Origin of the sequence: Streptomyces sp. WM6372, from assembly GCF_001279655.1 — a bacterium.
In the GTDB taxonomy this organism is placed as follows: domain Bacteria; phylum Actinomycetota; class Actinomycetes; order Streptomycetales; family Streptomycetaceae; genus Streptomyces.
The window spans coordinates 48,805-69,464 of sequence record NZ_LGDB01000149.1 but is presented as its reverse complement, the minus strand read 5'-3'; the positions used below and the strand labels follow the sequence as shown (position 1 = coordinate 69,464).

The window sequence follows — 20,660 nt, the reverse complement described above, 5'->3', positions numbered from 1 at the left end:
GTGACGGCCGGTCCGGCGCCCGTCACCGGTCCGGCCCGTCACCGGTTCGACCGGGTCGGCCGGGTCGGCCGGGTCGGCCGGGTCGGCCGGGTCGGCCGGGTCGGCCGGGTCGGCCGGGTCGGCCGGGTCGGCCGGGTCGGCCGGGTCGGCCGTAGTCGGCCCGGCGAGCCGATGCCGACCTCGGCCGGCACGCAGCCGACCCCCGTCGTGGCTCCGTCGCCCGCCGTGGGTGACTCAGCGGGAGCCGGCGGGCCGCTGCTGCGGCCCGCCCGGAAGACGCGGTTCAGGTGATCTTGGAGTTGAGCGTGCCGGAACTGATAGACCGCGCCGGCCTGGCGCAGTACGTCCCGCTCGCACGCGTCGTCGAGGAAGGCGACCAGCCGCCAGGGCAACCGCCCCGTGAGGGGCAGCCAGATGCGGGCGAGGGCCACCCACTGGCCCCAAGCGGTGAAGGCGAGTCCGTACGCAAGTCCGCCCGCGAAGGCCGCTTCAACCCCGAACGCGAGCCCCACCAGGAGCCCCCACCCGGGCCCGGACGTGAACGCGTTGGCGCATCCGGCTCCCGTCCCGAACACGAGCGCCCACACCAGCAAATGGAAGACCACGTTCCTGCGGTCTTGGCCGAGCAGCTCCGAGGAACTGACACCGGATCTGATGTCGACGGGAACTTCCAGCCAGGCCATGAGCCCGAGCACCGACCCGACCCCGAGCCCGAGCCCGGGAACGAACACGAAGCCCCCCACGAGCCCGCCGTCCAGGCCGTCCCCGAGCCCCAAGGACTCGACCACGACCCTGTCCAGGAACAAGAGCACGAGCGCGGCCAGGCCCCCGCACGCGAGCCCCAGCCGGAACCTGGGGAGAACCCCCGTACGCCTGCGCCCGGTCCCGCCGAAGACCTGGATGCGTACGCGCGACGGCTCCGCCCCGCCCCGGGACACGAATCCGTACACGAGCCCGAAGAACAGTCCGTTCACGAGCGCGTGCAGGAGCCCGACCACGAGCCCGCGCACGATCGCGAACCTGAGCCCCAACGATGTCGCCACCAAGTCCACGGGAACGTTCCCGACGGCGGTCGTCACCCCGAGGGCCAGCGCGGCCAGAAATCCGATCAGGAGCATGCGTGAGGAACGGCTCATCGTGGTGCCCAGCTGCCACCAGGCGAGGTCACGTGCGGGGACGCCCGTGCCCGACCTGCCGAGTCGGTCCAGGTGCGCGGCGAGGTAGCCGAGCCACTGCTGCGCACGGTCGGGGTTCCAGTCCCGCCGCCCACGACGACCGCTGCCGCCGTCGGTCGGCGAGGGCTCGTAGGCGGCCGGGGTGAACGCGGCCAGGAGATGCCTCTGCAGGGCCTCCGGGGAGGCGAACTCGGAGGTGTCCAGAAGCCGTACGGGGTCGGCCCCGGGGACGTCGCTGTAGACGGCACGGGCCATGGCGACCATCAGCGGGGTGGTGAGCGCCCTGGCCACGTTCTCCGCGCCCGGGCTGCGCCGTTGTCCGCGCAGTTCGTCCAGGACGGGTTCCCACACGGTACTGCGCATACCACCGTCCGTGCCCGGACGGCTGGTGAGAGGCAGGTAGAGGGCGACGTCGTCCAAGGTCAGTTCGTCCAGCTCGACGACGGCAGCCTTCGGGAACGGGCGGGCGGCCGCCACCGCCTCGGCGTACTCCCGGGGCCGGCTGGTGAGGAGCAGCGGGGTGGTGGTGCGGTCGAGCTCTTTGAACGCCGCACGCCGCAGGCCGCCGGCGATCTCGTCGAACCCGTCCATGACGGGCAGGATCCAGCCGGTGTCGACCAGCGCGCCGGCCAGGTCCCCTCCGTGCGCGGCAGGGACGGCGAGGCCGTGGTCGCGTACCAGCTGCCGGCACATCCAGTCGCGCAGGGAGACGGTGGTCGGGTCCCATGACCCCAGAGTGAAGATCACCGGTACGGGCTCGTCCGCCGTACGGGTCCCCAGCCAGTCGAGGACGAAGCGCAGGGTGAGGATCGTCTTGCCCGAGCCGGCCGCACCCAGCACCACCAGCCGGCCCGACGGGACGGACCGGTACGCCTGCACGATCCGGTCGATGCTCCCGGCCAGTGCGAGCGGCGCCGGATTCGCCCCGGGTGGTGCGTCGCGGATCTTGGCCCAGTGATCGAGCAGGCGCGCGTCGCCGTTGCGGAAGCGCACCGGGAGCGGGAACGGGTCGTGCACGTGCCGCCGCCGCTCCTCCTTCCGCCATTGTCCGGCCACCCTGGAGGCGAGCGCCCCGGCCGCCTCCCTCAGCTCCGGCGCCCCGGGGAGCGGCGCCGGACGGGGAAGCTCCTCAAGGCCGCCGGGATGCACCGGCAACCCGATCAACGAGCTCAGTTCGCCGATCTCCCGCGCGCTCACGTGTCGGTACCAGCGGTCCACCGGGCTCGCCGCGAGCGTGCCGAGCCCGTCGGAGCGGTGGTGCTTGGTGATGACTCCGATCAGGTACCCGTCGCTCCACACCGGGGCCCCCGACATGCCTTCCCAAGGCGAACGGCCGCGCTCGGGGTCGTGCTCCGGGGAAGACTTCAGGGTGATCTCCAAACTGCCCTCACGCTGGTTCGACAACGGGGTGGTCTCACCGCGCGCGTGGTGGGAATCCCGATACGACACGGGCGCACCGCCGTCCGGCGACGCGGTCCCGGCACGCAGTCTGAACCTCGGGAATCCCAGCGCTTCGCACTCCACCGGCTTCGAAACACGGGCGAACCGAACCGGCGGAACCGCAGCACCGGCCGGGCTGCCCGCGCCCGGGCCGCGGACGGCTGCGTCCGCGAGGACGATCAGCGCGACATCCGAGTCGTGGTTCATCCAAACCGGCTCGGCCTGCAACTCCCGCGTACCGCCGTCCTCGGTGAGGAAACGCACCAGCACCGTCGTCGCGCCGCGCACCACGTGCGCGGCCGTGAGCACCACGTTCCCGGCCACCTGGTAACCCGACCCGCGCCCTCCGGCGCCCGCGCCGCATGTGGTGACGACCTGGACCGCCCGCCGCCGGTCGAGCCCGCTCGGCTCCGTCGGCCCGTTCGGCTCCTTCGCCCCGCTCGGCTCCGTCGACCCGCTCTGCTCCGTCACCCCGTCCGCGACGCCGCTCACTGCTCGTTCGCGTCAGCGCGACCGGAGATGAACGGTGGTGTGCCCGCCCCAGCCACGGCCGGCTGCAGCGCCAGTGAGATGCGCTGCGCGGAGACGGCGCGCACTTCCGCCTCAGCACCGGACTCCACCACCCAGAACCGCACTTTCGCCCCTGCCTGCCCGGCCCGCTCCAGCGCGAGCGACAGCTCCAACTCGATCGGTCCCAGCTCGAAGCGCAGGGCCTCGCCCTCCGCCGCAGCGATCGCGCGGCCCAGCTCCTCCCGTAGGTCCCTGATCACGCTCGTCAACTCGATCACACCGCGCCCCTTGCGCTCCCTGGCTTCTCAGCCGTTCTCAGTCGCATCTCTGCAACCATGACCGGACGCGCTGCAATGCAGATGAAATTCCGATGATGTGCGAAAGCGGGGCTCCTCCATGGACAGCGAACCTCCCGAGCGGCTCCGGATCGCGGTGCTGGGGCCGTTACGGGCGTGCCGGGGCGGAGCACCGCTCGATCTGGGGCCCGTCAAACGGCAAGCCGTACTGGCCGCGTTGCTGCTCCGCCGGGGGGCCGTGGTGAGCCACGAGCAGCTGATGCACGGGGTGTGGGGGGTGGAGCCGCCCGCGTCCGGACACAAAGTTCTGGCCAGCCATGTCAACCCGCTGCGCCGAGCGCTCGACGCGGATGGCACCCGCCATACGGAGTCGGTGATCCGCAGCGGAAAGGGCTGGTACCGCTTCGCCGTCGAAGGGGTCCGGCTCGATGCGGCGGACCTGACCGAGCGGGGCGTCGAGGCGCGGCGCACGAAGGCGTCCGGCGAGCTGGCCAGGGCTGTCGACCAACTGTCCGCGGCGCTCGCACTGTTCCGCGGCGAGCCCCTGGCCGGCCTGCCGGGGGCCTTCGCCCAGGCCGAGCGGCAACGGCTGTCGGAGAGCAGGCGAGGGCTCCGGCTGGACAGACTCGAGTGCCTGGTCCTGCTCGGCCGGTTCGGTGACGCCTTGGACGACCTCACGATCCTGTCGCCGTCCGACCGGTACGACGAGTCGCTGCTGGCGCTGCGGATGCGAGCCCTGTACGGCTGTGAACGCCAGGCGGAAGCGCTGAACGCCTATCAGGGCATGCGCGTACGGCTGCGTGACGAGCTCGGCGTCGATCCGGGGGCAGAGCTCCACCGACTGTACGAAGCGGTGCTGCGCCACGACGACGAACACCTGCTCGGTCCGGCCGCTGCTCGCTCCGCCGCGCAGCCCGCCCGGACCCGGGCCCGGACCCGCCGCACCGTCAATGAGCTGCCGGGCGACACCGGCCGACTCGTCGGCCGGGAGGCCGAGCTCGCGCAGCTGACCGAGGCTTGTGCTCCCGGATCCGTGTCGATCGTGATCGTGGACGGTACGGCCGGTGTCGGCAAGACCGCGCTCGTCGTACGCGCGGCCCATGAGCTCAGCGACCGGTACCCGGACGGCAGCCTGTTCGTGGACCTGCGCGCGCACAGCACGCAGCGGCGGCAGACCCCCGAGCAGGCACTGCAGCGCCTGCTGCGTTCCCTGGGCGCGGCCAAAGGCGAGTTGCCGAGCGACCTCGAAGAACTCACCGCCGCCTGGCGCGCGGCAACCAGCCCGCTACGCCTGCTCCTCGTGCTGGACGACGTCCTCGACGCCGACCAGGTGCGACCGCTGCTGCCCGCAGGCGCGGGAAGCAGGGTGCTGGTGGCCGGCCGTCGACGGCTGCCCGAACTGGACGCCGACCGGCGGGTCACGCTGGAGCCGCTGAGGAGCGGGCGTGCGGTGCTGCTGCTCACGCACATCATCGGAGAGGAGCGCGCGAGCCGCGAGCCGGAGGCGACGCGTCAGCTGGTCGGGCTGTGCGACGGGCTGCCGCTGGCACTGCGCATCGCCGGGTCTCGGCTGCAGAACCGCCACAGCTGGACGGTGGAGTACCTGGTGGCCCGCATGGCGGACGACGAACGCCGGCTCGGTGAACTGAGCGTCGGAAAGCGCAGCGTCGAGGCGGCCTTCCGGCTGTCGTACGACCAGCTCGCACCCGACCAGCAGCTCGGATTCCGAGCCCTGGGCCAGGCACCGACGGTCGAGTTCGATGCGCTGGCGCCGGCGGCCATGCTCCACCGACCGCTCCACGACACCGAGGAGATCCTGGAAAGCCTGGTCGACGCGAACCTTCTGCAACAACCGCGTCCGGGCCGCTACCGATTGCACGATCTGGTGCGCGTGCACGCGCGGCGCCTCGCGGAAGCCCTGCCCGGCGAGGCTGCCGGCACACGTACGGCTGCCCTGCGCCTCTATCTGGACGCTGCCCGGATCGCCAGTGACTGGGGCCTCCCCACCGGTTTCCCCACCGGACCCCAGCCCTCCGGGGCACCGTTCGCGAACTGGAAGGAAGCGGAGATCTGGCTGGACGCGGCCGGTGGAGAGCTCGCCGACGTCGTCGGACACGCCGTGGCCCTCGGCGAGGTCGACTACGCGTGCTGGATCGCCGAGGCGCTGGTCGACTACTTCACGCGTCAGGGCCGCTACCACGAGTCCCAGACCGCTCTTGAGATCGCCCTCGCGCACGTGGACGAGGCCACCGACCCGCGGATGGCCCTCGCCCTGCGGAACTGCCTTGCCTACACCGGCGTGTACCAACGCCGGTACGCGCCGTCGCGGGCCCTGTTCACCGAGGCCCTCGAGCTCAGCCGGCGCTGCCTCGACCCGGTCGAAGAGGCCCGGGCCCTCATCGGGCTGGCGTCCGTCGACGTGAGCGTGGGCGAGGGCGACCAGGCGATCTCCCGTGTCACCGCGGGACTGAACGTGTCCCGGCCGCCGCACAACGAGTGGGTTGCCTCGATCGCATACGTCATCCAAGGCCTCGCCCACCAGTTGGAGCAACGGAACGAGGAGGCGCTGGCCTGCTTCGCCGAGGCCCGTACCCACGCCGACAGGAGCCGCAGACCGCGCCTGCTCGGCCGGGTCCTGAGCTTCGCCGCAGACATCCACCTCCGCCTCGGCCGGTACGCCGAGGCCAAAGACCTGCTCCGTCAGGCAGTCCACCTGGTCGAGGAGGCCGGAGACGTCTTCCTCTGTGCGCGCGGGCTCACCCGGCTGGGCACTGCAGAGCAGGGCGAAGGGGATGCGGGCACAGCAGTGACACTCCACCATCAGGCCCTGATATACCACCAGTTGCTGTCCCCACTCACCGAACCCGCGTACGACTGGCTGGAGATGGACATCCGCTCGCGGCTGGGCCGCGCCTACCTGGCGACGGGCCGCATCCACGAGGCGCTCGGGCAGTTCCAGGCCGTGCTCGACATCCCCGGGCGCCCGTGGGCAGCGCCCTGACCGCGCACCGACGTCCGAGGAGCTCGAAGACCGGGAAGCCCGGTAGGGCGCCACGTCCGCAGGCACCGGCCCCGGCAAGGCGGGGGTGGAGGTGCCTCCGCCGAACCGTCGCGATCCTGCTGATGGCGATGGTGCGGACGAGCCCGTACGTGATCTTCATGAAGCGCGACTGGCTCCCACGGGCCGACTCGATCCACTGATCGGCTTCGCCACAGGACACGCCGCTGCGGATGCGATCCGGGGCGGCACGGCATCTGCTGCGTGCCGCGCCCTGCGGGCCGTCCTGGGCTGGACGGCCGCACGGTCATGAACGGCACCTCACCCCCGCCTCACTCCGCATGTGGGCGGGAGCCATTGCGCCGGTCCCTAGCCGACCAGGCGTCGGCGCCAGTCCAGAGGGGTGACGGTGATGGCTTGGCCGGGGTCCTGGTCCCACTCGGTGGGGAGGCCGGCCGCTGCGAGGGCTGCGACCACCTCGTGGCCGATGGATGCGGTGGTTTCGGACGATCCGTCGAAGCCGCCGTAGAGAAGGGTCAGTCCATGGCCGGCCGCGGCGGAGTCCGTGCACTGGGTGTGGAAGTAGACGAAGCCACGGGTGCCGGGCCCGCCTTCCCCTCCGATCTCCGCGTGGCCACAGCCGCGGCAGCACGTGAAGTTCTCGCGGGCAGTGATGCCGGCCTCCCGCAGGACGGTGAACGCGCGGGTGAGCCGCTCGGGGTCGGTCTCACCCTGCCACTCGGCCTGCTCCGCAACACGCTCCAGCCACATCCGATCGACCAGTGCCACCGCCTGCTCGCGCGAGACGGGCCGGCGGTCCTTGGTGACCAGGTAGTCCTCAGCGAGCTCGGCCAGCTCGGCGCGGGAAGAGAACCCGCCGACCAACACCTCCCGGACCCGCTTCTCCAACTCCTCGCGCTCGTCCTCGTCAAGGTCGAGCGGTGGCGCCCCAAGGGTGGGGCCCATGTCCAGCAGCGACCATGCCAGGCCGGCGTCCCAGCCGGCCTCCTGAAGGGCCCAGCCGGTGAGCGCCCCGATCACGTCCTCCGGCTTGTCGGCCATCGCCTGGAAGTGCCGGGCAGCGGCACCGCCGCGGTGCTCCAGCGTGAAGTCGCCTCCGGCCTTGTGCCAGACCTGCGCGAAGACGTCCGGAAGGTCTGGTATCCGCTGGATCACCAAGAACCGGTCACCGTCGCCGCCGATTCGCCGGACCAGCCCGGCCAACTCCTCTGCGGACACGCGGACGTGCCGTTCCCCGTTCTCCGTCATCACCACGATCTCGAGCATGCGCAAACTCTGACACGCCCCTCTGACAACAGCGGGAGCGGCTCCCGCGCGCGGCCGGCGACCGGTGGTCGGGCGTCCGCCAACCGCCAGTGGCGGGCGCCCCTCCCGCGAGGAACGGGGCCAAGAGATCGACGGTTTCCTCCCAGCCGAACCGGCCGCCGCCGTCACCGGACTTCGGGCGGTGCGGCTCGTAGCTACCGACCAGAACGCCGACGGGGGGTTCGTCAGGGGGTGTTGTGGGGGGACAGGGCGTCGACCTTGTGGGTCAGGGTGGTCAGGGCGGCCTTCAGGGCGGCGATGTCGGACTTGTCCGCGGATTGGTTCGCTTCCGCCAGTTGGACCACCAGGGCGCCGCCCGGTTCCAGGGTGACCTCCGTGGTTTCCGTGACGTCGTCACCGCCCTGGTGGCGGACCGCCGCGTCCAGGTCGGCGCGGCGCAGGCCGTTGCGGCGGATCACCCGGGTGAGCCAGTGGCCGTCGCGGGCCAGGGTGGTGGGGCTGCCCTCCAGGAGGCGGCCCAGCCATTCGTAGCGGGCGGCCGTCCGGACCACCACGGAGTTCACCCCGAGCAGTACGGCGGCCCCGAAGGCCGCTCCGACGACCGAGTTGTCCGGACCGATCACGGCGTTCTGCACGACGTTCGCCAGCAGCAGCATCACCACCAGGTCGAAGGTGCTGAGCTGCGCGAGCTGGCGCTTGCCGACGATCCGGAGCAGCGCCAGGATCAGCACGTAGACCCCGATGGTGCGGAGCGCCTTCTCCAGGTACGGGACGTCGCCGTGCAGGAAGGGGGTGAGGGCGTCGTGGACGGAATGCATCCCGACCACGCTGGCACATCCGGCGTGTCCGGTGTCACCGACCCGCCGTATCCGGCTAGATCAGGACCTCGGCCGCGCTCAGGCCGCTCTCCCCGCCCCAGGTGAAGGTGAGGCCGCGCTCCTGCGCGGCCTCGGTCAGCCGGCTGCGCAGGACCTCCGCGGCGAGGGACAGGGCCTGGAATCCGTCGACCCCGTGGATCTCGTACGTGACACCGGACAGGCCCTCCAGCCGGCACGGGCAGATCCAGTCGCCGTCCGGGTCCGGATCGGGGTACGGGGCGCCCAGCCGGAGGGTGACCGGGAAGGTCTCGCCGTCCCTCGTGACCGCCTGGAGCGGGCGGCTCGCGATGGTCGGGTGGTTCTTCATGTGTGCGGCCTTCTCGTCGACTGGGTGGGGCCGGCCTCCCTCAGTCTCCGTCAGTCTCCGTCGGTTCGGCGTATGGCGGCCGCCCGCCCCCGCCGGGGCGGGCGGCCTCCTGCGTTACGGCTTCGGCAGGGTACAGCCGGCGCGGTTCAGGTCGATCTTGTTGCCGGCGCCGATGCAGGGGACGATGATGTACGTCTCCTGGGCGTAGTTGATGCCCTGGCGGACCGTGACGTTGCCGGCCTCGTCCACCTCGCACGGGTTGTTCTCCGTGCAGCGCTGCCCGTCCTCGTTGCCCGTGTTGTTCACCGCGACGACCTTGCCCGTCGTCGTGTCGATCACCGGGGAGCCCGAGGTGCCGCCGATCGTGTTGCAGGACGAGGTGTAGCGGACCGAGTCCTTCCAGGTCCACTCACCCTCCTTGAGGCGGTACGCGAACCCGTCCACGTTGCAGCTGTAGATCCGCTTCCAGTACCCGGACACGACCTTGATCCCCGTGCCCTGCACCGGTCGGGCGTCGTTCAGGGTGAGTGCGGCGATGCCGTACTGGCTCTGGATCTGCGCGTACGTCTTGGTCAGCTGGTAGATCGAGATGTCCGTGTCGGTCATCGTCGCGTACGCGATCTTGCTGGCCCGCAGCGTCGCCACCCGCGAGCCCGACGCGCCCAGCAGTGAGAACGAGCGGCTGGACGACTGGTCCTTGACGACTTCGCCCGGCCCCGGGAAACCGGTCTCGATGCAGTGCCCGTTGGAGAGCACGAGCGCGGGGTCGTTCGGCTGGGAGGCGGGGACGCGGACGACGGAGCCGGAGCAGTTGCTGAGCGCGACCGTCCCCGCGTAGTTCACGGTGACGGCGGCCGCCGCCTTGTCCTGGGGTGTCGAGGCCACGGCCGGTGCTGCCGCCGCTCCTATCAGGAGCAGCGAGAGCACGGCGCCGACGAGAGGCTTGCGCATGTGGGGGTTCCCCTCTGATGACGATGCAACCGAAGATCCTTCGGTTGTCATGTGCATTGTTGGGACACGCGCATCAACAGGCAAGGATGTGGCCAGAGTTGGCGGGTTTCAGGTCCAGAACGCCCGTCAGCGCAGCAGGCGGTCCCGGAGGCGGGCCACCGTCTGCGGTGTGATCCCGACACGCGTGGCGAGGTAGTCGGCAGCGGAGCCGTAGCGCGTGCCCAGGTCGGCGAGGACGAGGGACAGGATCTCGGCCGGGGCGCGGCCGTACGAGGGCCAGCGCATGGTGCGGCCCGGGTTGGCGGCGTGCCAGTCGGCCGTGAGGCGGGCGGTGGCCAGCTCGGTGAGCGCGAAATCGGCCAGGACCTCCTCCTCGGACACGTCGAGGAGGGTCAGGACGAAAGCGGCGATCAGGCCGGTGCGGTCCTTGCCGGAGGTGCAGTGGAAGACCGCCGGCCCGGGACCGGCGGCGATGAGCTCGATGGCCCCGCGGATCTCCTCCACGCCGTCCTCGGTCACCTCGGCGAACCGGTCGGCCAGGTACCGCCAGGGGTCGATGCCGGGGTCGATCGCGGCCTGGTCGTACGGGCGGTGCTCGATGCTGAGGTTGGCGTACGTGAACCGCTCGGGCTCGGGGATCCGCCCCTTGGCCTCGATCTCCCAGGGGTAGCGCAGGTCGATGACCGTACGTATGCCGAGGCCGAGGAAGCGGTCCCAGTCGGCTCCCGCGAGCTTGCCCAGCGAATCGGAGCGGTAGAGCGCGCCCCAGGCGACGGTACGGCCGTCGGCGGAGCGGTAGCCGCCCAGGTCGCGGAAGTTGTGCAGGCGGTCGAAGTCGACGTGGCGGCGGTGCGGGTACACGGTCTGGTCGGGCAACTGGGGCTCCTCGGAATGCGGTTGAGCGCCCCAGCATGCCTCAGCGCTTGCGCGCGAGCGTGAGCCCGTCCGCGATCGGGAGCATCACCGACTCCGTGCGGTCGTCGGCGCGCACGTGCGCGTTGAACTCCCGGATGGCCAGGGCGTTCCCCCGGGCGCCGGCGTCGACCGCCTCTCCCCCGTACAGGACGTTGTCGGCGAGGATCAGGCCGCCGGGCCGCAGGCGCGGCACGAGCTCGTCCCAGTACGCGCGGTAGCCCGGCTTGTCGGCGTCCAGGAAGACCAGGTCGATCACCGGGTCCCGCGGGAGCGCGCGGAGCGTCTCCAGCGCCGGGGCGATCGCGAGCTCGATCCGGTCGTCGACCCCGGCCGCCTTCCAGGCCTCCCGTGCGATCGACGTCCACTCCTCGGAGACGTCGCAGGTCAGGACCCGCCCGCCGGCGGCCAGGCCGGCGGCCAGGGCCAGCGTGGAGTAGCCGGTGAAGGTGCCGACCTCGACGATCCGGCGGGCGCCGACCATCTTGGCCAGCAGGGTGAGGAAGACGCCCTGCTCGTGCGGGACCTGCATCTGCGCCGGGCGGCCGAGCGCGCGGGTCCGCTCCACGAGCCCCTCCTGGACGCGGCTCGGCGGCTCGGCCTGCGCGACCAGGTACCCGTACACCTCGGGGGTGAGGTGCACCGTCTTCACGTCGCCGACGGCCCTGTCCATGTCGTACGTCCCTTCGCGAGTCCCGTGTGCCTTCGGGACGGCCCCCGCCCCGGGACCACCCCGCTGCCCAACGAATCCGCCTCCGGGCGGCAACGGCCCCGACCGCTCGGGCGACCGCCAAGGACGCGAGGGCCGTCAGGGCCGCCAGGGCCGCCAGGGCCGCCAGGGCCGTCAGGGCGTCGGGTGCAGGGCCGCGTACTCCAGCGGGGCCGACGGGTCGATCGTGAGGGCGAGCGGGGCGGGGGCCGCGTCCGCGCGCACCAGGAGGTCGCCGATCGCCGCGATCATCGCGCCGTTGTCCGTGCACAACGTCATCGGCGGCACCCGCAGTTCGATGCCCGCCGAGGCGCAGCGCCGTTCCGCCAGGGCCCGGACGCGCGAGTTGGCCGCCACCCCGCCGACCACCACCAGCGTCTTCACGTCGTACGCCGCGCAGGCCGCGACCGCCTTGCGGGTCAGTACGTCGGCCACCGCCTCCTGGAGCGAGGCCGCGCCGTCGGCGACCGGCAGCCGCTCCCCGCGCTGCCGGTGGCCCTCGGCCCAGCGGGCCGCGGCCGTCTTCAGCCCCGAGAAGGAGAAGGAGTACGCGTACGGGTCCTGCGCGCGCGGCCCGCCGGTCAGCGGACGCGGGAACGGGACCGCCTCCGGGTCCCCGCCCCGGGCCGCTCGGTCGATGGCCGGCCCGCCCGGGTACGGCAGGCCGAACACCCGGGCCACCTTGTCGAAGCACTCCCCCGCCGCGTCGTCCAGGGTGTCCCCGAGGTGCAGGATCGGCTCGCGCACGAGGTCCCGTACGAGCAGCAGCGAGGTGTGTCCGCCCGAGACGATCAGCACCACGCAGGGTTCGGGCAGCGGCCCGTGCTCCAGGGTGTCGGCGGCGACGTGCCCGGCCAGGTGGTGGACCCCGTACAGCGGTACGCCCAGCGCGTACGCGAGGGTCTTGGCCCCGGCCAGTCCGACCTGGAGCGCGCCGGAGAGGCCGGGGCCGGTGGTGACGGCCACCGCGTCGAGCTGGTCGGCGCGCAGTCCGGCCCGGTCGAGGGCCTGACGGACCACCGGGTTGAAGGCGTGCAGGTGGGCGCGGGCCGCGATCTCGGGGACGACCCCGCCGAACCGGGCGTGCTCGTCCATGCTCGACGCGACGACGTGCGCGAGGAGCCGGCCGCCCTGCACGATGCCCGCGCCCGTCTCGTCGCAGGAGGACTCGATGCCGAGCACCACCGGAGAAACAGCCATCAGACCCGCACCCGACCCCTTATTGCGAATAGTTCGCAATAAGGTTACTAGCCTCGCGGGACCACCGTCGCCAGCACCGACGGCAGCGGGTACCAGTCCGCCGAGGCGATGGACGCGTGGTGCGCCGCCATCAGGGCGACCCGGTCCCGGGCCTGGGCCTCGGTCGGGTGCACCCCGTCGATGGCGGGCGCCACGCCCTGCGCGTCGGTGGCGATCAGCAGGTAGTGGTTGCGGTCGTACCAGGCGGTGTCGATCGAGCCGCCCGCGTACGCGCTCGCGTCCCCGTCGAAGACCACGAACCAGGGGCGCAGCGAGGCGTCGGCGTACCGGGCGCGCGGGTCTGCGGCCTCGGCCCGGTGCACGGCGGGGAAGGCGGCGGCCTGGCCGAGCCGGCCGGCGGCTGCGAGGGAGCGCAGGTACTCGGCGTACTCGCGGTCGGTCCACAGGGTGTCGCCCGCGTTGCCCTCCTCCAGCGTGCCGGGGATCAGCTCCACCAGGAACTTCCCGGCCATCGCGGCGCGGCTCGGCCAGGCGCCGGCCCGGGCGGCCGTGTCCAGGTCGGGGTGGCCGGCGGCGAGCTGGCCGGGGCGGTAGACGGCGTCGCCGAGCTTCGAGTTCAGCAGCGCGTCGAGCTCGGCCGGGCCGCGCCCGAGGTTGGCGGCGAAGCCGTCCTTGAGCTCCAGCTTGAGGACGACCGGGCGGTGGCCGGGGTGCGCGTCGTGCCAGCTGCGGATGTCGGAGAGGCAGCCCGCGAGGTTCTGGTTGCGGGACTTGGTGCGCAGCTGGGCGGGGCTGGTGGCGTTCTCGCAGTTGTTGTCGTTGCCGAAGGGGTTGTCGTGCGAGACCCGCCAGGAGCTGCCGAAGAAGTTGGTCCACACGTCGAGTTCCAGCATCGCGGCGCCCGAGTCGAGCGCGTCCGCGAAGTACGGGTACTTCGCCTTCTCGTACGCGTTGTGCACGCCGACGCCGGTCGATCCCGCGTACGGGAGGTCGGCGGCGGCCCCCGCCCCCGCCCCTGTCGCCCTGCCGGCGGCCCCCGCCGGGGCCGTGCCCAGTACGAGGGCCAGGGTCAGGGCCGCCAGGCCCGCCGTCACCGCGCCCGCCATCCGGTTCCGCAATCCCATGAGTTCGGCTCCTGTCCGCCCAGTCGGTGCGCCATGTGTCAACTCGGCGGGAGAGTAGGACAGTTGGGTGAAGGGCGGAAGGACGGGGGATGGCGGGCGTCCCGGCTGTGAGGACGGACACGTTCCGACCCGGAACTGGCGCCCTCACGCCGTCCGTCGAACAGGGAGCCGATCGGGACGCCGGTCGGCGCGCTGATCGGGACGCGATCGGGACGCGATCGGCGTTTCCGGGCGGGAGTACCACATGTTCACCAAGGTTCGCGGGCGGGTCGTGCGGGTCTCCCTGCTCGTCGGCGTCGGCTGCGCCGTGCTGATGGGGTGCGCCGGGCTCCTGTGGAAGCTGCACGGCGTGGCGGCGTACCTGGCGGACGGGGATGCCGGCGAGGGGAGCTACGTACAGGACGCCGGGCAGGCCGACCGCGCGGCGGCGGCCGTACTGGAGGGCCCGGCGCGGGAGGTCCCGCCGGCGGCCCCGGGAGCCCCGGGAGCCCTGGCGTCCCCGGGAGCACCGGATCCCGCCGCACCGGGCCCCGCCGCATCCGGCCCGGCCGCGCAGGGCACGGTCGGCCCCCCGGCCGGCGTGCGCTGGCGGTCGGGCGGCTGGCGGCCCTCCGACCCGCTGGTCGCGCGGCCCGCCGCCGCGGAGCCCGCGATCGGGGCGCTGTTCTCCCCCGGTGAGGACGCGGACCAGGACCACCACTGCTCGGCGAGCGTCGTCCACGCCCCCGGCGGCGACCTCATCGCCACCGCCGCCCACTGCGTGTACCGCGGCGTCTTCGGCTTCCGTACGAACCTCGCCTTCGCCCCCGGCTACCGGGACGGCCGGGCCCCGTACGGGGTGTGGGTGCCCACCCGGATCGACGTGGACCCCCGCTGGATCGAGGACCAGGACCCCGACTACGACGTGGCGTTCCTCCGCATGCGCCGGCCGGGCCACCCCGGCGAGCGGCTGGAGGACGTCACCGGGGCGCAGACGATCCGGTTCGGGCCCGAACTGCCCGCCCCGGCCCGGGTCGTGGGCTATCCGAACGACACCGAGTACCCCGTGGAGTGCTTCAACACCGCCCGTGCCGACGGGCCCACGCAGCTGCGGCTGGATTGCGCGGACGTACCCGACGGCACGAGCGGTGGTCCGGTGCTGACCGACGCGCACACCCTGATCGGGGTGGTCGGCGGCCGCGACGGGGGCGGCGACGAGAAGACCTCGTACAGCAGCCTGTTCGACGACGGGGTACGCGCCGTGTACGAGCGCGCCGCGGCGGCGCGCTAGACGCGGCGCGGTCGTTCACGGCGGGTACGCGGCGGGTACACGGCGGGTACACGGCTCGCACCCCGTCGGGTCCTATGTCCCCGAATCCGCCGGGGCCTTGTGGTGCGGCGGGTAGTCGGCGGTCTCCGGGGCCGTCGGCAGCCGCCACTTGGACAGGACCCGGACCACCGTGCCCGGGCTCAGCAGGACGTTCGGCGAGACCGCCAGCGACAGCACGCCGAAGAAGGGCCGGGAGATCTCGGGGTCGGCGTTGGCGCCCACGATCACCCGGGACATGTAGGCCTGCAAGACCTTGGTCGCCCGGTCGGGCGGCGGCCCCTCGGTCTCCGGGTACCGCATGTCCTCGCTGGTGGCGATCTGCCAGGCCACGTCGGAGGCGGCGGCCGTGCGCCGCTGGATCCGGCGGGCGGCCGCGGCGATCTCCCGCGGGGCCAGACCCCGGATGGCGCCGGCCAGTGCGTCCGCCGCGAGGGCGGCCACCGTCATCCCCTGCCCGTAGACGGGGTTGACCCGGCAGACGGCGTCGCCGAGGACGACGAACCCGGCCGGCCAGCGGTCGAGGCGCTCGAAGTGGCGCCATTCGTTGGCGGTGTTGCGGTAACCCGTGGGCGTGGAGAGGGGTTTGGCGTCGCGGATGGCGTCGTACAGCACCGGGCTGCGCAGGGTCCGGGTGAAGTCGAGGAACTCCTCCTCCCCGGTCGGCGGGGCGTGTTCGCCGTTGCCGGTCAGCGTCACCAGCCAGCGGCCGTCGTCGAGGGGCACCAGCACGCCGCCGCGCGGGTTCTCGGGGCGGCCCTGGACGTAGATCCCCTGCCAGCGGCGGGCCGGGTCCGGCGGGATCTCGTAGTAGCGGCTGGAGTAGCCGAGGTGGGAGTCGTAACGGGTCGTCGCCGGGGCCGGGTGGCCGAGCGCGGCGAGCCAGGCCGGGGCCCGGGAGGTCCGCCCGGTCGCGTCGACCACGAAGCGGGCCGGCAGCGGGTCCCCCTCGCGCAGCCGTACCCCGGTGACCGAGCGGCCGTCGGGCCCGGCGACGAGCCCGGTCGCCATCGATCCGGAGCGGACCCGGATGCGCTCGTCCCGCAGCACCTCCCGGCGGACCGTCCAGTCGATCAGCTCCCGGCTGCCGATCAGGATCCGGGACCCGGGAACCGGGTGGAACCAGTCGGCCGGGCTCAGCCACAGGAAGTCGCGCGGCGTCTCCATCAGGGCCGCCCCGGCCGCCAGCAGCTCGCGGGTGACCCCGGGCAGCAGCCCCTCCATCAGGTCCAGGCCGCGCGACCACAGCACGTGCACGTGCCGGGACTGCGGCACGCCGGGCCGGAAGGCCGGTCCGGCGTCCGGCAGTTCGTCCCGTTCCACCACGGTCACGCGCGCGAACCGCTGGGCGAGCGCCCGCGCCGCCAGCAGCCCCGCCAGGCCTGCGCCGAGGACCACCGCGTGATCGTGGGCTTCGTGGACTTCTGGGTGGTTGTCCGTGTCGTCGTCCATGGCGCCGAGTCTCCCGCGCCGGCCGCGCGCCGGATCAGGTCCCGCCCGGGGCGCCCCGAGGCACCCCGGGGGCGGACGGGGGGCTCACGCGGGGGCGCCCGTACCCGGACGCGGCCGGAGGGGCCGGGTCGCGCGGCCCGCTCAGTGGGCGGGGAACCCGTACGGGACGGAGGTCAGTTTCTCGGAGGCCGCCCAGAGCCGTTCGCCGGACGCGTCGTCCAGGGTCCACTTCGCCCGCCAGGAGCGGACGGGCGCCCCGCGCCAGCCGAGCCGCGGCCCGAAGAACGCGTCGGGCCGCACCCCCGGCGCGGTGGCCGCGTACAGGGTGGGCAGCGCGCCGGAGGCGGCGGACTGGGCGAGGACGGCGGCGCCGAGGCCCATCAGCCGCGACATGGGCCGGTGGCCCTCCTGCCGCGAGGCCCCAGCGTGCAGGTTGGTCGAGGCGTAGCCGGGGTGCGCGGCGACCGCGACGATCCCGGAGCCGGCGGCTTCGAGCCGCCGGGCCAGCTCGTGCGTGAAGAGGAGATTGGCGGTCTTGGAGCGGCCGTACGCGATCCAGCGCCGGTAGCCGTGCTCGCCGTTCAGGTCGTCGTGGTCCACGTCGCCCAGCGCGTGGAACCCGCTGGAAACGGTGACGATCCGGGCCCCGGGGGCCGCGGCCAGCAGCTGCGGCAGGAGCAGCCCGGTCAGCGCGAAGTGGCCGAGGTGGTTGACCCCGAACTGGGTCTCGAACCCGTCGGCGGTCCGCCCGTACGGCAGCGCCATCACGCCCGCGTTGTTCACCAGCAGGTCGAGGGAGCGGCGGCGCTGCCCGTGGACGTGGGCGAACTCCCGTACGGAGGCCAGGTCGGCCAGGTCCAGGGGGATGAACTCCACCTCGGCGCCCGGGACTTCGGAGCGCAGCCGGACCACCGCGGCCCGGCCGCGCGCCGAGCTGCGGCAGGCCAGCACCACGTCGGCCCCGCGCCGGGCGAGCTCGCGGGCGGCGACGTAGCCGATGCCGCTGTTGGCGCCCGTGACGACGGCGGTGCGGCCGCTCTGGTCGGGGATGTTCTCGGCGTTCCAGCCAGACATGTGAGCTCCCTCGCGACGGTGGGTTGCACGGTGCGGTCACCATGGGGTTACCGAGGGTAGACCTCCCCCTTCGCGGGGGTGGAGCCGGGGGCCGGTGCCCCGGCCAGTAGGCTGCGGGTCCACCCGCCCGCTCCCCTTCCCGTTCCCGAGGTACCGCGCAGTGAGCTCCGCACCGCCGTCCCCCCTGCCCGTCTCGGTCGTCGGCCTCGGCGCCGACGGCTGGGCCGGGCTCACCGCCGCCGCGCGGTCCGCGCTGACCGGGGCCGAGGTGCTGATCGGCGGCCCGCGCCAGCTGGACCTGCTGCCGGCCGGCGACTGCGCGGGCGAGCGGGTGGCCTGGCCGAGCCCGCTGCGGCCCGCCGTGCCGAAGCTGATGGCCGAGCACGCGGGTCGCCGGATCGCGGTGCTGGCCAGCGGCGACCCCATGTTCTACGGGATCGGCCGGGCCCTGGCGGAGGAGCTCGGTCCGGACGCCCTGCGGGTCCACCCGCACCCCTCCTCGGTCTCGTACGCGTGCGCCCGCCTGGGCTGGCCGGTGGAGGACACCGAGGTGGTCACGGTGGTCGGCCGCCCGGTGGCCCGGCTCGCAGCCGCGCTGTACGAGGGGCGGCGGGTGCTGGTGCTCAGCGCCGGAGCACCGACCCCCCACGAGATCGCCGCTCTGCTTCGAGAGCGGGGCTTCGGCCCGAGCCGGATGCGGGTACTGGAACAGCTCGGCTCCGAGCGCGAGGACACGTACGAGGGAGAGGCGTCCAGCTGGGACCACGCGCCCGGCGATCCCCTCAACGTGGTGGCCGTGGACTGCCGCCGGGACCGGCACAGCGCCGTCCCGCGGCTCGGCGCGACCCCCGGCCTGCCCGACACCGCGTACGAGCACGACGGCCAGCTCACCAAGCGCCACGTCCGGGCCGCGACCCTGTGCGCCCTCGCCCCCGCCCCCGGCGAGCTGCTGTGGGACATCGGCGGCGGCTCCGGCTCCATCGGCATCGAGTGGATGCGGACGCACCCCTCCTGCCGGGCGGTGGCCGTGGAGCGCGTCCCGGAGCGGGCGGGCCGCATCACCCGCAACGCGGAGGCGCTCGGCGTCCCGGGGCTGCGCGTGGTCACCGGCGCCGCGCCCGAGGCCCTGGCCGGGCTCCCGGCCCCCGACGCGGTGTTCATCGGCGGCGGGCTGACCGCGCCGGGCCTGCTGGACGCGGCCTGGGCGGCGCTGGCCCCCGGCGGCCGGCTGGTGGTCAACACCGTGACCCTGGAGTCGGAGGCGGTCCTCACCGAGCGCTACCGGCGCCACGGCGGCGACCTGGTCAAGCTGGCCGTCGCACACGCGGCGCCGGTCGGCGGTTTCACGGGCTGGCGGCAGGCGATGGCGGTCACCCAGTGGTCCGTGACGAAGCCCTGGCCGCGGACGGACCACCCCACGGCCGATCCCACGGACCACCCCACGGCCCATCCCACAGCAGCAGCGCACGAACAGAACGAAACGGACCAGGAGACGACATGACCGTGTACTTCATCGGCGCGGGCCCCGGCGCCGCCGACCTGATCACGGTGCGCGGTGCCCGGACGCTGGCCGCCGCCCCGGTCTGCCTGTACGCGGGCAGCCTGGTCCCGCGCGAACTGCTGGCCGAGTGCCCGCCGGACGCCCGCCTGGTCGACACCTCGCAGCTGAACCTCGACGAGATCATCGCCGAGTGCGTACGGGCGCACGCGGCGGGCGCGGACGTCGCGCGGCTCCACTCGGGCGACCCGTCGATCTTCAGCGCGGTCGCGGAGCAGATGCGGCGGCTCGACGCGGCGGGCATCCCGTACGAGGTGGTGCCCGGTGTCCCGGCGTTCGCCGCGGCGGCCGCCGCCCTCAAGCGGGAGCTGACCGTCCCCACCGTCGGCCAGACCGTCATCCTGACCCGGATCGCCCAGCAGGCCACGCCGATGCCGCCCGGCGAGGACCTGGCCACGCTCGGCCGCAGCGGCGCGCTACTGGTGCTGCACCTGGCCACGCGCTACGTGGACCGGGTCGTCGCCGAACTGCTGCCGCACTACGGGGCCGAGTGCCCGGTGGCGGTGGTGGCGATGGCCAGCCGCCCCGACGAGCTGATCCTGCGCGGCACGCTGGCCGACATCGCCGCCCAGGTGAAGGAGGCGGGCCTGGTCCGCACCGCGGTCATCGTGGTGGGCCGTACGCTCGGCGCCGAGCAGTTCCGCGACAGCCACCTGTACTCCCCCGAACGCGACCGGCATGTCTGCTGATCCGCCCCGCCACGTCCTGGTCCTGGGCGGTACGACGGAGGCCAGGCGGCTCGCGGAGGCGCTCGCGTCCGACCCGGCGTACCGCGTGACCACCTCGCTGGCGGGCCGGGTGTCGGCGCCCGTGCCGCCGCCCGGCGAGGTGCGGATCGGCGGCTTCGGCGGGAGCGCCGGGCTCGCGGATTGGATCGCCGGCCACGGCGTGACGCACCTGGTCGACGCCACCCACCCGTTCGCGGAACGGATGAGCTTCCACGCCTCCGAGGCGCAGGCGCTCACCGGGGTCCCGCTGCTGGCGCTGCGCCGCCCCGGCTGGTCCCCCGGCCCCGGCGACGACTGGCACTTCGCCGACTCGCTCGCCGGGGCGGCGCTGCGGCTGCCGGAGCTCGGCGCCCGGGCCTTCCTGACCACCGGCCGCATGGGCCTGCACACGTTCGCGCACCTGGCCCACACCTGGTTCCTGGTGCGCTCGGTGGACCCGCCGGACGCTCCGGTGCCGCCGCGACTCGAAGTCCTGCTCGCCCGGGGGCCGTTCACCCTGGACGGCGAGCGGGAGCTGCTGGCCCGGCACCGGATCGACGTCCTGGTCACCAAGGACAGCGGCGGCTCCGCGACCGCCCCCAAGCTCACCGCGGCCCGCGAGGCCGGCATCCCGGTCCTGGTGGTCCGCAGGCCCCCCGTCCCGGCAGGCGTCGCGGAGGCGCAGGGCCCGGAGGCGGCCGTGGAGTGGCTCGCGGCAACCCCGGGGTAGGAAGGGCGAACGGGCCCCGAGGGGCACGCGCTCCGCACGCCCCCGC

The 20,660-nt window shown here is 73.5% G+C and carries 17 protein-coding genes; 5 read left to right on the top strand and 12 right to left on the bottom strand.

The features are described from left to right. Nucleotides 1–38: 38 nt before the first annotated feature. Nucleotides 39–3,107: a trypsin-like peptidase domain-containing protein gene (locus ADK52_RS44440; protein WP_053689904.1), complete on the bottom strand. Its 3,069-nt coding sequence runs from the start codon at nt 3,105–3,107 to the stop codon at nt 39–41. Continuing rightward, the gene (locus ADK52_RS12835; protein WP_053689903.1) at nt 3,104–3,403 is read right to left on the bottom strand and encodes a trypco2 family protein; all 300 of its coding nucleotides are present in this window, start codon (nt 3,401–3,403) and stop codon (nt 3,104–3,106) included. Before ADK52_RS12835 ends, ADK52_RS44440 begins: the two co-directional genes overlap by 4 nt. A 118-nt stretch (nt 3,404–3,521) precedes the next feature. Here ADK52_RS12835 and ADK52_RS12830 point away from each other — a divergent pair, with 118 nt between their 5' ends. Then, complete coding sequence (locus ADK52_RS12830) at nt 3,522–6,422, top strand: AfsR/SARP family transcriptional regulator (RefSeq protein ID WP_234343696.1); 2,901 nt, start codon at nt 3,522–3,524, stop codon at nt 6,420–6,422. A 366-nt stretch (nt 6,423–6,788) separates the two neighbouring features. Here ADK52_RS12830 and ADK52_RS12825 read toward each other — a convergent pair whose 3' ends face one another. From ADK52_RS12825 to ADK52_RS12790, 8 genes are all read right to left on the bottom strand, one after another. Next, the gene (locus ADK52_RS12825) at nt 6,789–7,706 is read right to left on the bottom strand and encodes a DUF6891 domain-containing protein (RefSeq protein ID WP_053689902.1); all 918 of its coding nucleotides are present in this window, start codon (nt 7,704–7,706) and stop codon (nt 6,789–6,791) included. A 224-nt stretch (nt 7,707–7,930) separates the two neighbouring features. Next, the gene (locus tag ADK52_RS12820; RefSeq protein WP_053689918.1) at nt 7,931–8,524 is read right to left on the bottom strand and encodes a DUF421 domain-containing protein; all 594 of its coding nucleotides are present in this window, start codon (nt 8,522–8,524) and stop codon (nt 7,931–7,933) included. Between the two features lie 55 nt (nt 8,525–8,579). Continuing rightward, entirely contained in the window at nt 8,580–8,891 is a 312-nt protein-coding gene (locus ADK52_RS12815) for a DUF6968 family protein (protein ID WP_053689901.1), read from the bottom strand. 114 nt (nt 8,892–9,005) lie between these two features. Then, complete coding sequence (locus ADK52_RS12810) at nt 9,006–9,842, bottom strand: S1 family peptidase (protein WP_053689900.1); 837 nt, start codon at nt 9,840–9,842, stop codon at nt 9,006–9,008. Between the two features lie 126 nt (nt 9,843–9,968). Further along, nucleotides 9,969–10,718 (bottom strand): tyrosine-protein phosphatase, encoded by a 750-nt coding sequence (locus ADK52_RS12805; RefSeq protein ID WP_234343695.1) that lies wholly within the window; start codon nt 10,716–10,718, stop codon nt 9,969–9,971. Nucleotides 10,719–10,758: 40 nt separating this feature from the next. After that, the gene (locus tag ADK52_RS12800) at nt 10,759–11,427 is read right to left on the bottom strand and encodes an O-methyltransferase (protein WP_053689899.1); all 669 of its coding nucleotides are present in this window, start codon (nt 11,425–11,427) and stop codon (nt 10,759–10,761) included. 171 nt (nt 11,428–11,598) lie between these two features. Further along, nucleotides 11,599–12,663, bottom strand: a complete 1,065-nt coding sequence (tsaD, locus tag ADK52_RS12795) for a tRNA (adenosine(37)-N6)-threonylcarbamoyltransferase complex transferase subunit TsaD (RefSeq protein WP_053689898.1) — start codon at nt 12,661–12,663, stop codon at nt 11,599–11,601. Between the two features lie 47 nt (nt 12,664–12,710). Further along, nucleotides 12,711–13,787 carry a phosphatidylinositol-specific phospholipase C domain-containing protein gene (locus ADK52_RS12790; protein ID WP_053689897.1) on the bottom strand — a complete coding sequence of 359 codons (1,077 nt, stop codon included), beginning with the start codon at nt 13,785–13,787 and terminating at the stop codon, nt 12,711–12,713. Nucleotides 13,788–14,031: 244 nt separating this feature from the next. Here ADK52_RS12790 and ADK52_RS12785 point away from each other — a divergent pair, with 244 nt between their 5' ends. Then, a complete protein-coding gene (locus ADK52_RS12785) occupies nt 14,032–15,057 on the top strand; it encodes a trypsin-like serine peptidase (protein WP_053689896.1) in 1,026 nt (341 codons plus the stop codon). A 72-nt stretch (nt 15,058–15,129) separates the two neighbouring features. On the opposite strand, the gene ADK52_RS12780 is transcribed toward ADK52_RS12785, so the two are convergent. Beyond that, nucleotides 15,130–16,545, bottom strand: coding sequence for an NAD(P)/FAD-dependent oxidoreductase (locus ADK52_RS12780; protein WP_063783825.1), 1,416 nt, complete (start codon nt 16,543–16,545; stop codon nt 15,130–15,132). A gap of 141 nt (nt 16,546–16,686) precedes the next feature. Next, a complete protein-coding gene (locus ADK52_RS12775) occupies nt 16,687–17,619 on the bottom strand; it encodes an oxidoreductase (RefSeq protein ID WP_053689895.1) in 933 nt (310 codons plus the stop codon). Nucleotides 17,620–17,779: 160 nt separating this feature from the next. On the opposite strand from ADK52_RS12775, the gene ADK52_RS12770 reads away from it, so the two are divergent. From ADK52_RS12770 to ADK52_RS12760, 3 genes are read left to right on the top strand one after another with little or no spacing between them, the layout of a single operon-like run. Continuing rightward, entirely contained in the window at nt 17,780–19,120 is a 1,341-nt protein-coding gene (locus ADK52_RS12770) for a bifunctional cobalt-precorrin-7 (C(5))-methyltransferase/cobalt-precorrin-6B (C(15))-methyltransferase (protein WP_053689894.1), read from the top strand. After that, nucleotides 19,117–19,866: a precorrin-4 C(11)-methyltransferase gene (gene cobM / locus ADK52_RS12765; protein WP_053689893.1), complete on the top strand. Its 750-nt coding sequence runs from the start codon at nt 19,117–19,119 to the stop codon at nt 19,864–19,866. The genes ADK52_RS12770 and cobM overlap by 4 nt, the downstream gene beginning before the upstream one ends. Further along, entirely contained in the window at nt 19,856–20,614 is a 759-nt protein-coding gene (locus ADK52_RS12760) for a cobalt-precorrin-6A reductase (RefSeq protein ID WP_053689892.1), read from the top strand. Before cobM ends, ADK52_RS12760 begins: the two co-directional genes overlap by 11 nt. Nucleotides 20,615–20,660 lie beyond the last annotated feature (46 nt).